This is a genomic window from Sphingomonas sp. (assembly GCF_036388435.1).
Lineage (GTDB): Bacteria > Pseudomonadota > Alphaproteobacteria > Sphingomonadales > Sphingomonadaceae > Sphingomonas.
In genome coordinates this window covers 62,373-75,907 of the sequence record NZ_DASVRV010000009.1, presented here as the reverse complement: position 1 = coordinate 75,907, position 13,535 = coordinate 62,373, and the positions used below count along the sequence as shown (strand labels likewise).

The 13,535-nt window shown below is 66.1% G+C and carries 8 protein-coding genes; 5 read left to right on the top strand and 3 right to left on the bottom strand.

Annotated features, from left to right (window positions below; translation table 11 throughout):
- Positions 1 to 159: 159 nt before the first annotated feature.
- Both VF592_RS02430 and VF592_RS02425 read right to left on the bottom strand, forming a co-directional pair.
- A complete protein-coding gene (locus VF592_RS02430) occupies positions 160 to 2,361 on the bottom strand; it encodes a M10 family metallopeptidase C-terminal domain-containing protein (protein WP_331004006.1) in 2,202 nt (733 codons plus the stop codon).
- 36 nt (positions 2,362 to 2,397) lie between these two features.
- Positions 2,398 to 2,898: a hypothetical protein gene (locus VF592_RS02425; RefSeq protein WP_331004005.1), complete on the bottom strand. Its 501-nt coding sequence runs from the start codon at positions 2,896 to 2,898 to the stop codon at positions 2,398 to 2,400.
- Positions 2,899 to 3,517: 619 nt separating this feature from the next.
- On the opposite strand from VF592_RS02425, the gene VF592_RS02420 reads away from it, so the two are divergent.
- The 5 genes from VF592_RS02420 (at position 3,518) to VF592_RS02400 (ending at position 11,020) form a co-directional block, all read left to right on the top strand.
- Complete coding sequence (locus tag VF592_RS02420) at positions 3,518 to 4,819, top strand: calcium-binding protein (RefSeq protein ID WP_331004004.1); 1,302 nt, start codon at positions 3,518 to 3,520, stop codon at positions 4,817 to 4,819.
- Between the two features lie 206 nt (positions 4,820 to 5,025).
- Entirely contained in the window at positions 5,026 to 5,985 is a 960-nt protein-coding gene (locus VF592_RS02415; protein WP_331004003.1) for a hypothetical protein, read from the top strand.
- 223 nt (positions 5,986 to 6,208) lie between these two features.
- A complete protein-coding gene (locus tag VF592_RS02410; RefSeq protein WP_331004002.1) occupies positions 6,209 to 7,978 on the top strand; it encodes a type I secretion system permease/ATPase in 1,770 nt (589 codons plus the stop codon).
- Positions 7,979 to 7,989: 11 nt separating this feature from the next.
- The gene (locus VF592_RS02405) at positions 7,990 to 9,336 is read left to right on the top strand and encodes an HlyD family type I secretion periplasmic adaptor subunit (protein ID WP_331004001.1); all 1,347 of its coding nucleotides are present in this window, start codon (positions 7,990 to 7,992) and stop codon (positions 9,334 to 9,336) included.
- Positions 9,337 to 9,406: 70 nt separating this feature from the next.
- Positions 9,407 to 11,020 (top strand): TolC family protein, encoded by a 1,614-nt coding sequence (locus tag VF592_RS02400; protein ID WP_331004000.1) that lies wholly within the window; start codon positions 9,407 to 9,409, stop codon positions 11,018 to 11,020.
- Between the two features lie 7 nt (positions 11,021 to 11,027).
- On the opposite strand, the gene VF592_RS02395 is transcribed toward VF592_RS02400, so the two are convergent.
- On the bottom strand, positions 11,028 to 13,469 hold the full coding sequence (locus VF592_RS02395) for a type I secretion C-terminal target domain-containing protein (protein WP_331003999.1): 2,442 nt from the start codon (positions 13,467 to 13,469) through the stop codon (positions 11,028 to 11,030).
- Between the last annotated feature and the right edge of the window lie 66 nt (positions 13,470 to 13,535).

Genomic DNA, 13,535 nt, shown 5'->3' with positions numbered 1-13,535 from the left:
CGGCCCCGCGCGATCGCTCGCGCGGGGCCGTTTTCGTCGGGGAAGGCATGACTTGTCGGAAGAGAAAAGGGGGGCGGGAACCACGGTTCCCGCCCCCTTTCGGCTATGTCACATGCTGCCATCGGGTCCGCCGCGCCCGAAGCCGCGGCGGGTGGCCGCTCAGATCAGGACCAGGTCGTTGGCGGTGAAGCTCTGCGATCCGACGCTGACGGTGAAGAAGCCGTCGTCGAACTGGCCGTCGCCGTCCAGATCGAACGACACGGTCGCCTTGCCGAACCGGGTGACGATGTTGACGCCGTCCACGCCCAGCGTCGACACGTCGATCTTCTCGCCCGCGGTCCAGTCGGCCACCAGGTCGCCGTTCAGGCTGTCGAACACGAACCGGTCCACCCCCGCGCCGCCGGCCAGCACGTCATAGCCGGTGCCGCCGTTCAGCACGTCGTCGCCGCCGTCGCCGAACAGCGTATCGTCGCCGCCCAGCCCGAAGATCCGGTCGTTGCCGGCTTCGCCCTTGATGCGGTTGGCCGCGGCGCTGCCCGTCAGCGTGTCGCCCATCGTCGAGCCGCGCAGATTCTCGAACCCGGTGATCCGGTCGAGCCCGGCGCCCGTGTTCTGCGCCTTGGTGTCGGACAGGTCCACCGTGACCGCCGCACCCGTGGCGTAGAAGTCGACCGTGTCGATCCCGACTCCGCCGGCCAGGTCGTCGTCGCCCAGCCCACCGATGATCGTATCGTCGCCGCCATCCCCGAACAGGATGTCGTCACCCGCACCGCCGTCGATCCGGTCATTGCCCGTCTCGCCCTTCACGCGGTTCGCGCCCGCATTGCCGGTGATGATATCGTCCCCACGCGAGGCGCGGACATTCTCGATCGACACCAGCGTGTCCGTGCCCGCCGCGCCGGTGACGGTGCCGCGCGCCAGGTTGATGGTGACGCCCTGCGGTCCATCGGCGAAGTCGACCGTGTCGACGCCCTCGCCGCCGTCGAGCATGTCGTTGCCGACCCCGCCGATCAGCGTGTCGTCGCCGCCGAGCCCGCGCAGCGTGTCGTTGCCGGCATTGCCCTTGAGCACGTTGCCGACGGTGTTGCCGAGCAGCACATCGTCGCCGCCGCCGCCGGTCGCGTTCTCGATCGTGGCACCATAGGCGATCGAGATATTGTCGTGGAGCAGCCCGTCGAGCGCATTATAGCGCAGGCGAAAGGCGGTATATTGCGCTTCGGTATAGCTGGGGGGCAGCAGCCCTTGCGCCTTCAGCGTCTCGAGCGGGACGACGCCGCTGCCGCCGCCGCTGCTGAACGAGCCGGGTGCCAGGTTGATCGTGGAATTCGTGTTCCACCCCGAAAAGTCGATCGTGTCGATGCCGCCCGCATCCCAGATCGTCAGCACCGGCATGTCGTTCTTCGTGAAGTCGAACACCTCGCGATCGGCGGTGCTGTTGAAACCGTAGACGGTGTCGCCGGTGCGCGTCGTTGTGTCGGTGCCGTAGATCGCCTGCGCGGTAGCGATGTCATGGACCAGCGGCGTCTGCGCATAGACGAACTGCAGTCGGCTCCAGTCGATCGGCGCCGCACCGGTGTTCTCGGCATTGAAATAAGACATGACCGTATATTGGCGGCTGTCCTGATAATATTCGGCGTTGTTCGCATAGGTGAAAGACACACCCGGCGCGGCGTTATAGGCGCCCGGATGCTGAAGGCCGATGGCGTGACCGATCTCGTGGATCAGCGTGATCGGACCATAATCGCCGAAACCAAGCTGGAGATTGCTGGCCTCGTTGCCGTTGACCCACACATCGCCCTGTAGCCCCGACGAGATGCCGCCATATTCATAAGGCAGATAGGCATAAGCCTGCGTACCCGGCTGGTTGGTATAGTTGCCGAAGGTGACGTCCGCATTGGCGACACTCGTCTCCAGGAAGGTGTAGGCGACGATTTCGTCCCACATGCCCATCGACTCGCGCGCGGACGCCTTTTGCGCGTCGGAGAATTCCTGAAAGCCGAAATATTCGGTGCGTCCGGTCAGCCGCCCGGTCGTCGGGCTGACATAGACATAGGGCGGCGCGAACATCGTGGCCGCGGTCTGGAACGCGAAACTGACCACGCCGGGCGTCTCGCTCTTGGTCTGCGCGCCATATTCGCCTTGGTCCCAGCCGGGGCCGCCGATGTCGGTGCCTGGATAGGAGGTGCGGTTGATGACGTCGGTCACCTGCTCCAGCGTTAGGACAGGCTTGTTCCTGATCGTGCCACCGGTGCCGTCGACGTTGATCGCCAAAGGATCGAGCAACGTAACCCCCGGATAATCGGTGTCCGGATCGGCGGCCGCGAGATCGGTGCGCTCTGCTTCGTAATTGACGATACCCAACTGAATTCCCCCTGCTTCGTCGTAAAAGAATGCGATCTATCGCGCCGTGGCCATCCGCCATGGCAGAATCTGGTCGAGCGCGTCCGCGAGCACCGCGTCGGGCGCCAGGCCGCGCGCGTCGAGGCGCGCGACGACCGGCGTTGCGCCGAACAATGCCCCGCGGGTCGCGTCCGCTCGGTAAGGTCGTACGCTCAGCACCATGGCCGCAGGGCCGGCGCGGCGGTCGATGGCGGCATGGACGAGGACGCCCAGCGTGTCGCGCGCCAGCAATGCCGGATCGCCGAAACCGATCGTCGCCACCGGTACGGTCGCGCGCTCCGCCGAGATGCGGCGAGCCTGCTCGCACAGACGGGCCTGCAGGGCGAGGCGATCGGGCGACCGATCCACGACGAGACACAATATCGCGACGCGCGCGATCCCCTGGACCGACAAGGCGGGTAGCGACGCGCGTTGCGCCTCTCCCACGACCGGGGGCGCGGCATCACCCATGGCAAGTCCCGACGCCGCGATCATCCCCCATGCCATCCCGACCTGCATCGACCCCCGCCCATAGCGCGCGCAACCCCGAGTATCATCGGCCGCCCGCCCGGTCGGGGTCAAGGGAAAGTTAAGCACGGTTGCGAAGGAACGGTTGAGAATCAGCGAATTGACCGGCGTTCATGGCGTAAAGGCTACCGCATCGGCGGACAGGTGGCATGACCGTGCGGTGGTGAACGGGAACAAAGGCCCGCGGTGACCGTTAAAATGTTGATAGAACAGGCACGTGGCCGCTCCTGCGCCGCATCAGCCGCGTTCGGTTTGGGAGTCGGGCATGGCGGGTGGTTATAGGTTCATGCGCGGTCTGGTGATCGCCCTCCCCGCTTCGTTGCTCGTCTGGGCCGCCGCGCTCGTTCCCGTGATCAACATGTTGAGCCCGGACTGAACGACTTCGTGCGATCGAGTCGGTCACGCTCCTTGATCCCGACCAGCCACCGCTCCGGTAACGCCAAACTCTGTTACGGGATTATTCTGGGGCGGCTCTCCCAAAGCACATCATCGAGTTTATGGTAACCAATTAACTCATCCTGTCGCGACCGCGACAGCGGGACGGTGTTTAGTTCTGGCGCATTCACAGGATCGCGCTCGACGCATGGGCCGTCGAGTCATTTAAAAAGAGGTGATTTTTCGCGCCGTTATCCACGAACTGTGTCAACTTGACCCCGAGTTTGCCGGATTCGGGACTGAAAGCCTTGACTTGGACTATGGTTCCCATGGTATTAACGGAACGCGAGAAAGCACGCAGAGCACACGCGTCGACGACCTGGGCAATCGCACCCTGGGCGCGCGCGGGCCCGCGTTGGTTAGGGACGACGAAGGGGAATTTACGATGCCTGATTATAAGGGAACGCCCGGCTCAGACAGCCAGACCGGCAGCGCCGGCAGGGATCTGATGTACGGCTATGCCGGTGATGACACTTTTTTCGGCGGCGACGGCAATGACGTTCTTTACGGCGGCGCCGGTGAGGACTCGCTCTTTGGCGGCGCGGGCAACGACCAGTTGAGCGGCGGCGACGGTAATGACAACATGTTCGGCGGGATCGGCGACGATACCTTCTATGCCGAGGACTCCGGCGATCAAGTCGTCGAGTTGGGTGGCGAAGGCACCGACACGGTAGTGTCGTCCCTGGCGAACTACGCGCTGGACAACAATGTCGAGGTTCTTCGGCTCCGTGAGGGCGCGGCGGTGGACTCGGCCGGCCGTACCAACGGCACCGGCAACGACCTGAGCAACTCCATCCGCGGCAATTCGGTGAGCAACGCGCTTCAGGGCAAGGGCGGCAACGACAGCATCTATGGGCTGGAAGGCGACGACATCATCAGTGGCGGCACCGGCAACGATCTGATCGACGGCGGCGACGGCACTGACGAGATTACGTTCAAGGTCGATGCGGGAACCCAGGGCGCCACGGTCGATCTGTCGATCACCGTCGCCCAGGAAACCGGCTTTGGTCGCGACTTCATCCGCAACATCGAGAATCTCGAGGGCACCGCGAACAGCGACACGCTGTCGGGCAATGCGGGCGCGAACAAGATTGCCGGACTGGGTGGCGGCGACCTGATCCGCGGCCGTGGCGGCAATGACGACCTGACCGGCGGCGAGGGTGCCGACATCTTCCGGTTCGACTCGGCCGGCGCGGGCAATGGCGTGGACCGCATCCGCGGCTTCGTGGTCGGCTCCGACCGGCTCGAATTCCACACGGCGGACGGCTATGACGCCGCTTCGACGTTCACGTTCGGCCCGGAGGCCGTCGGCGCAGGGCCCCAGGGCGTGTACGACATCACCACCGGGATGCTTTATTACGACGCCGATGGTGAAGGCGGAAATGCCGCGATCCTGATCGCGCAGTTCGACCGCGGCCTGGCCCTGACGGGCAACGATATCGGCATCGTCAACGACGCTCCGCAGGCGGGTATCTGATCCCCCGTCCGATCGGATGAACGGAAAGGCCGGGCAATTGCCCGGCCTTTTTCGTTCGGATTCATAAGATCGATCGGTCCGTCGCCGAATGGCGACTCCAGTATCGATCCGGAACACCGCAAGGTTAATTGTACATTTACGTCGCTGACCGGTGACGGAAACAGCTGCTATGACTCCGCCCGATCAGAACGGGTGGGAGACTTGCAATGAGTGGATTCGACTGGAACGCCGTTTTCGGCAGTCTATACGGTGAGGTCTTCGGGACCGAGGCGGGAGAGCAGTTGACGGGCACACGACTGTTCAACGATATCATGGGGCTAGGCGGTAACGACGTGATCTCCGGCGGTGGTCTGCTTGACCGCCTTGAAGGAGGGCTCGGTGTCGACACCGTGTCCTACGCCAATGCCTGTGCGGCGGTGTGCGTCGACTTGAACCTGACCGGCTGGCAGTGGACCGGCGGCAGTCTGTTCGACAAATTGAGCGGGTTCGAGAACATCATCGGTTCGCGCTTCAACGACACGCTGATCGGCGATGCCGGGGTCAACCGGATCAATGGCGGGCTTGGTCACGACAAGATGATCGGCGGGCTCGGCAACGACATCTATTCCGTCGATAACGCCGGCGATCAGGTGATCGAACGCGCGGGTGAAGGCGCCGACCTGGTGCTCGCCTCCACCAGCTACACGCTTGCGGCCAATGTCGAGAATCTGTCGATGTTCGGGCCGGCGGTGACCGGAACGGGTAACACGCTGAACAACATCATCGCCGGTAACGATTTGAACAACGTGATCAGCGGCAAGGGCGGGGCCGATTCGCTGTACGGCGGCGCCGGCGCCGACACCTTCATCTTCGAATACGCCAATGGCTCCGGCTTCTCCAAGGTTCATGATTTCGAGGCCGGGCTCGACAGGCTCGCACTGGTCGGCTCGGTGTTCGGGCTCGGGGCCGGATCGCTCGATGCCAACTGGATCGTGTTCACCGACACCGGCGCGGTGACGCCCGCGGGCAAGCATGATCTGGCGACCACGGGCGACCATGGCCAGTTCATCTTCGACCGCTATCATTCGCTCTGGTGGGACGCCGACGGATCGGGTGCCGGCGCGGCCATATTGATCGGCAACACGGGCAAAGGCGTCGCGACCCTGGACGACTTCGTGGTGATCTGACGCGTTCCAGCGCCATTCGCGGATGTCGGCGAATGGCGCTGGAAAAGCCGGGGCAATTCTGACAGGGATGGTGAATGGGCGTTCCGGTCGCGGGACGGTCCGAGGACGTTCTTCGACCGGGAAACCAGGCGGGGAACGATGCTCACAGGGGTGGGTCGCGACGATTTACGGGGGTGGCGGGTAAGGCGCGGGTCGGCCCGCGGCTCGCCCAAGGGGGCGTTTGGTGGCTGCATTGGTGGGTGACGGCAAGCGGACCGAGTTGCACGCGGCGGTATCGCGATATCGTACCGCGTTCATCACGGTCGCGATCCTCAGCGGCGTGCTCAACGTGCTGCTGCTGGGCGGGTCGATATACATGATGCTGGTCTATGACTCGGTGCTGCCGAGCCACAGTCTGCCCACCCTGTTCGGGCTGCTGGCGATGATCGTCGTGATCTACGCGTTCCAGGGGCTGTTCGACACCATGCGCCAGCGTATCCTGTCGGACGTCGCATCGGGACTCGACCGGCAATTGTCGCAGCGCGTCCAATCGGCCATTTCGGAAGCGAGCCTGCGCGGCGGACGGATGCCCGGCGACGGGCTGACCGCGATGCGCGACCTGGACCAGGTTCGTGGTTTTCTGGGCGGGCCGGGACCGTCGGCGATGATCGACCTGCCCTGGATCGTCTTCTTCCTGGCGATCCTGTTCCTGCTGCATTTCTGGCTGGGCATGACCGCGCTGATCGGCGCGATCGTGCTGCTCGTGCTGACGGTCCTGACAGACCGGCGGACACGCGAGCCGATGGGGCAGGTGGCGCAGATCGCCGCCATGCGCAACGGCATGGCCGACAACAACCTGCGTCATGTCGAGGTCCTGACCGCGCTGGGGATGCGCAGCCGGATGCAGGAGCGCTGGAGCGAGGTGAATAACCTGTATCTCGGCGCGAACGACCGCATGTCGCGCACGATCGGCGTGCTCGGCGGGACCAGCAAGATATTTCGGCTGCTGCTCCAGTCGTTGATCCTCACCGTCGGCGCGATCCTGGTAATCGACGGCAAGGCGAGCGGCGGGGTGATCTTCGCGTCGTCGATCCTGGCGGGTCGCGCGCTCGCCCCCGTCGACTCGGCGATCGCCAATTGGCGCGGCTTCGCGGCGGCGCGGATCGGCTGGCGGCGGTTGAGCGACCTGCTCGCACGCATACCCGGCGAGCAGGCGATCATGACCATCCTGCCGCGTCCCAAGAGCGAGCTCGCGGTCCAGGGGCTGGTGGTCGTGCCGCCGGGCAGCCAGCGCGTGACGGTCCAGAACGCCGATTTCAAGCTCGCGGCCGGCGACGCGCTGGGCGTGGTCGGAGCGAGCGCGGCGGGCAAGACCTCGCTGGGGCGGGCGCTGATCGGCGTGTGGCGCCCCGCGCGCGGCGCGGTCCGGCTCGACGGCGCGACGCTCGACCAATGGCACCCCGATGCGCTGGGCGAGTTCATCGGCTATCTGCCGCAGACGGTGGAACTGCTCGACGGCACCGTCGCCGAGAACATTGCGCGCTTCGATCCCGAACCCGATTCGTCGGCGGTGATCGCGGCCGCCGAGGTCGCCGGCGTCCACGAGATGATCGTGCAACTGCCCCAAGGCTATGACACACCGGTCGGCTCCGACGGATCGCAGCTGTCCGCCGGCCAGCGTCAGCGGATCGGCCTGGCGCGCGCACTGTACAAGGACCCGTTCCTGATCCTGCTGGACGAGCCGAACTCGAACCTGGACGCGGCCGGAGAGGCGGCGCTGGAGCGCGCGGTGCGCGCGATCCGCGACCGCGGCGGGATCGCGATCCTGATCGCGCATCGGCCCTCCGCGCTCGCCCAGGTCAATTATGTGTGCTTCATGCGCGACGGTCGGATCGAGGCGTTCGGGCCGCGCGACGAGGTGCTCGAGAAGATAACGTCCAAGCCCGTCCCGCTCCGCAATCCGAACCGCCCCCAGGCGGCCGGCGCGGGCGGCGGCGCGGCGGCGGCGGTGTAGAAAGGCGTATCATGGCGACCAACCTTCCCGCGTTGCTGGGCGACCAGTCCCGTTACGGCATCGTGCCCTATGACCCCGATCACAACATCAAGTCCAAGCTGCGCCTGTCGCTGATCGCCATCGCCGTCCTGGTCTTCGGGCTGGGCACCGCGGCCGCCTTTGTGCCGATGGGCGGCGCCGTGGTCGGCAGCGGTCAGGTGGGCGTCGAGTCGCGCGTCAAGCGCGTCGCCCATCCGACGGGCGGCATCATCTCGGCGATCTACGTCAAGAATGGCGACCGGGTGAAGAAGGGCGACATCCTGATGCGCCTGGACGACACCGTCACGGGCGCCGACGCGCAGCTTTCCGGGCTGTCGGTCGACCAGCTCCTGGCGCAGCGCGCCCGGCTGGAGGCGGAGCGGCTCGGCGTGGCGGGCATGGCGCTGCCGCCCGAGCTGCGCGGGAGCACCGACGCCGGCGCGCGCAAGGCGATCGCCGACGAGCAGAAGCTGTTCGCGATCAGACGCGGCGAGCAGGCGGGCATGCGGGCCCAGCTCGATGCGCGCATCCGCCAATATGGCCAGCAGATCGCGGGCTATCGCGCACAGATCGACGCGCTGCAGAAGCAGACGGCGCTGATCGAGCCCGAGCGCAAGGGCGTCAAGGAATTGTGGGACAAGGACCTGGTCACGATCAGCCGCCTGAACCAGCTGGAGCGCACCCAGGTCGATTTCCAGGGCAATATCGGCGCGCTCCAGGCGCAGATCGCGCAAACCGAGGCGCGGATCAGCGAAGCGCGCGAACAGATGCTCCAGCTGAACGATACCCGGCGCTCGGAAGCGGGCACCCAGCTCGCCCAGGTCAACGCCACGCTCAACCAGCAGCAGGTACGCTCGGTGTCGGCGGGCGACACGTTCGAGCGCAGCGTCATCCGCGCCCCCTATTCGGGGGCGGTCGACAAGGTCGCCTTCGCCACGATCGGCGACGTGGTGCGCCCGGCCGAGACGATCATGGAGATCGTTCCCGATGACGATCGGATGGTCGTCGAGACCGCGGTCAGCCCTGCCGATATCGACCAGGTCCAGGCGGGCCAGCGCGCCCGTATCCGCTTCACCGCGTTCAGCTCGACGGCGACGCCCGAGATCGAGGGCAGCGTCGCGGTGGTCGCGCCCGAACGCACCACGCAGCAGGAAACGCAGCAGAGCTTCTACGCGGTGCGCGTCGAGATCGACGAGCGCGCGCTGTCGCGCGAGCGGCAGATGAAGCTGGTGGCGGGCATGCCGGCCGAGGTCTTCATCGAAACGGGCAACCGGTCGATGCTGTCCTACATCACCAAGCCGCTGCGCGATCAGTTCGCGCGCGCCTTCAACGACGGCTGACGATGAGGGATTGGGGGACGGAATGATGGGGATCATATCGCGTCGGGCGGCGCTGACGGCCTCTTGCGCCATGCTGGCCGCAGCCGGCCTGAACGCGCAGACGACGCCCCCTTCCCCGGCCCCGCCGGCGCGGGACGCGCGCCTGCCGGTCTATAGGCCGAGCTTCCCTTACGGCGCCGACGCCGCCGTCGCCGCGCGTGCGCCCGCCCAGGCGATCAGCACGTTGCGCGAGGCGATCGCGCTCGCTTATTGGTCGAACCCGCAGCTCCTGGCGGAGCGCGCCAATCTGCGCTCGACCGACAACCAGTTGCCGATCGCCCGTTCGGCCTATGGCCCCACACTCGATCTGCAGGCCAGCCAGAGCTATCAGCGTGATCGCCGGGAGCTGGTGCCCAACCGGTTCCTGGGTAATCAGGGCTTCTCGAACACGGCGTCGCTGATCCTCAACCAGCCGCTTTATACGTTCGGGCGCAACCGCGCGCGCGAGGGCGGGGCGCGCGCGCAGATCCTGCTGGGGCGCGACTCGCTCCGGCTGACCGAGGCGCAGGTGCTGCTCGACGTGGTCAGCAGCTTCGTGGCCGTGCAGCGCGACGTGCTGTCCGTCCAGATCGCGCAGGAGAATCTCGACCTCCTCACCCGCCAATATGGCGACAGCGCCGAACGGTTCCGCGTGCGCGAGATCACCTCGTCGGACCTCCAGCAGATCGAGACGCGGGTCGAGTTCGGTCGCGCCCAGCTGCTCCAGGCGCAGGGGCAGCTGGGCGTCAGCCGCAGCCAGTTCCTGAATTCGGTCGGCGCCCCGGCGGGGCCGCTGCTGGCCGAACCCTCGCCCCTGCCGATCGCCGCTCCCGACATCGCGGGCGCCTATGCCTATGCCGAGGTCAACAGCCCGCTGGTCCGCGCCGCGCAGTCGCGCGAGAAGATCTCGCGCGCGAACATCGAAGCCGCGCGCGCCGAGATGGGGCCGCGGCTCGACCTGCGTGGGGTGGGGAGTCTGGGGACCGTCACCCCCTATTCGGACAATCTGCGCACCACCAGCGTGAGCGCGAACGTCACGCTGACCCAGCCGTTGATCGATTCCAACCTGCGCGATTCGCAATTGCGCGCCGCCAAGGAGGCCAATGACGCCGATTGGCGGCTGATCGATCAGGCGCTGCGCGACACGCGCGAGGCGGTCGCGAGCGCGTGGAACCAGCTTACCGCGTCGCGGGCCTCGCTGGAACATTATGCGCGGGCTAGCGAGGCGGCGCGGCGGGCCTATGAGGGCGCGCTCGAGCAGGAGCGGGCGGGCGCGCGCACCACGCTCGACGTGCTCGATCTGGCGCGCGACCTGTTGAACGTCCGCACCAATTTCATCATCGCTGAAGCCAATGAATATCTGGCGCGTGCCCAGCTGTTGGCGACCATCGGACGGCTGGAGGCGCCGTTGCTGGTGCCTGACATCCGGTCCTATGATCCGACCGCCAATTTCGACCGGGTCGCGCGCAGCGCCGACATTCCGCTCCTGACGCCGGCGCTGGCCGGACTCGACGGCCTGACGACGCGCGACGTGGAGACGGACCGGCCGATCCGTGATCCAGCCGGTCCGTTGTCGAGCGAGGGGATCGTGCCGTTGACCGGGAAGACCCCGCCCCGGCCGGTCTTCACCCCCCCGGCCTTCCCGACACGCTCGTCGACGCGCTAGTTTTACCTCAGATCAGGGGCGTGTCGCTCGACGGCGCGCTCCACGCGGCGTGGGTCAGGGCCGCGCCGCTCAGCATGACGCCCGCGTCGATCAACTGATCGCCATCGGTGTCCCAGAACAGCCAGCTCTCCTTGGTCCCGTTGACGAGCGCCATGTCGGCCGAGCCCGCGACGATCTTGGACGCGGCCGCGAATGCGTCGGCATATTTGGCGCCCTTGATCGTGCCGGTAGCGAGCGTGGACAGGTCCACCATCGCGCCGGCGATGAAGATCTGGTCGCCCGCACCGAAATCGACGATCCGGTCCTGACAGCCCGCGGCGCTGGCCAGCGTGTCCCCGACCCCGAAGCAGAACGCATCGCGCCCCGCGCCACCGACCAGGGTATCCGCCCCGAGATTGCCGAACAGCACATCGTTGCCGTTACTGCCCTCGACCCAGTCATTGCCGTCGCCGCCGGAAAGCCGGTCATTGCCGTCACCGCCCGTCAGCCGGTCATCGCCGCCCAACCCGTCGAGCCGATTGGCGAGTTCATTACCCGACATCTTGTTCGCCAGGCCGTTGCCCACACCGGCGACCGCGGTCGGCCCCTTCAACGAGAGGTTCTCGACATTGGTGTCGAGCGTATAGTCGACATAGGCCACGGCCAGGTCGAGCCCACCGTCCGCCGCCTCGCGGATGCGGGTGGTCGCATTGCGGATGGTATGAGTGTCGGCGTTGATCGTGCCGACCAGATAGCTGTTGGGGTCGTAGACCGGCTCGGCCACCTTCACGATCACATCGGGTTTCCCGGCGCCGCCATCGCCACCGGTCATGCGGCTTTGGTCGACGCGCAGATCGGCCATCGTCAGATGCGCTCCCCGAGCGACCGCGACCAGGGTCTTGACCGCCGAGCCGCCCGGCCCGTCCGTGTCGACCGACACATAGGTGTCGCCGCCGGCATAGGCGATCTCGACGAAGTCGGCGAGTTTGGCGGTCGCGGGGTTGAATGCCTTGACGACCGCGCTCAAATCGATCGAGTCGCCCGACCGCAGGCCCGTCACCGCGATCGGCGCGCTCGCCGCCGCGGCCTCGATCGCCCAGACACCCGTTCCCGCGACACGCGTTCCCGCCAGCTTGGTCGCGCCCAGGTCGAACCCGCTGATGATGCCGTTCAGATATTCCTCGACATTGGTGTAGCCGTCACGGTCGTTGTCGCCGTTCTGATCGGCCGCGCGCTTGTTGAAGCCGTACAGGTCCTCGAACCAGTCGGTCATGCCATCGCGGTCGGTGTCGGCGGCGCCGGATACGGCCGCCTTCGAGACGGAAACGCTCGCCACGTCGGACGTCTTGTCGATGATCTTGCCGGTGCCGTTCGTCGCTTCGGCGATGATGCGCTGGTCGACCGCGTCATGGCCCGAGCCGTTGATCGCGCCGGCGCTGGCGAGCACGGTCGCACGGACGAGCGACGAGTCGAGCACCGCGATCCCGCTGCCGCCGGTGCGGACGTAATCGACCGAATGGGTCGGGGTTTTAAGGTCGGTGCGCCACAAGGTCGTCTGCGCCTGATTGCCCGCGCTGTCGGTCGCGCGCGAGGTGAGCACGTTATCGACCAGCGTGATCGTGCTGCCGGCTGCCGTCGCCGCCAGGTAGACGGGGTTCTTGACGCCGCCGGTCGACAGGCCCGGCGTGTAGACATTGCCGATCACGTCGACGCTGGTCAGGAGCGTCCCGAGGCTGCCGCCGCCGATCGAGGTGCCGATATGGCCCAGGCCGTAATTGTAGATGAAGTTGTTGACGATCTCGATGTCCTGGCCGGCGCGGACCTCGGGATTGCGCTGCATGTTGTCGGAAAACAGGTTCTTGGCGACTGTGATGCGCGCGGCGTCGTCGGCCGCGCCCTCCCAGTTGGAGATCAGCAGGCCCTTGCTGTGTTCGCCCTTGGAATGAAGGCTCTTGCTCAGGCCCTCGGCGACGATGTTGTTGGTGAAGCTCACATCCTTGACGCGGCCATTGATCGAGACGTTCTCGTCGATCCCCCAGCTGAAGCTGTTATGGTCGATGACGACGTTCTTTACCGTGAAATCGGTGGTGCCGATCATCAATCCGTCGCGATCGTCGGGACCTTCGCCCTGTACCGCGTCACCGGGGCGCATATGCAGCCCGCGCATGATCACTTCGCTCGCCTTGATGCGGATGCGCGCGCCTTCGATCACGATGCCCTCGCCCGGCGCACTCTGCCCGGCGATCGTGACCTGGCCGTGTTCGACCAGGATCTGCGACTTGAGGCTGATCGTTCCACCGACATCGAATACGATGATCCGCGGTCCCTTAACCGTCTCCAATGCCCAGCGAAGCGAACCCTCGCCGGAGTCGTTCAAGCTGGTGACATGGACGATCGCGCCGCCCCGTCCACCGACCGTACCCGCTCCGTAACCCTCTGCACCCGCGAATGCCCGAATTGTATCGGTCATCGTAATCCCCCTCGAAACCGTATGAGGGTGATTAGTCGAGGGAATCGGAACGCTTGATGGAAGGCG

Bases quoted from the DNA above. Each gene is read 5' to 3' on its own strand.
- VF592_RS02425 (WP_331004005.1), bottom strand. From the start codon at position 2,898: ATGCAGGTCGGGATGGCATGGGGGATGATCGCGGCGTCGGGACTTGCC.
- VF592_RS02415 (WP_331004003.1), top strand. From the start codon at position 5,026: ATGAGTGGATTCGACTGGAACGCCGTTTTCGGCAGTCTATACGGTGAG.
- VF592_RS02405 (WP_331004001.1), top strand. From the start codon at position 7,990: ATGGCGACCAACCTTCCCGCGTTGCTGGGCGACCAGTCCCGTTACGGC.
- VF592_RS02400 (WP_331004000.1), top strand. From the start codon at position 9,407: ATGCTGGCCGCAGCCGGCCTGAACGCGCAGACGACGCCCCCTTCCCCG.
- VF592_RS02395 (WP_331003999.1), bottom strand. From the start codon at position 13,469: ATGACCGATACAATTCGGGCATTCGCGGGTGCAGAGGGTTACGGAGCG.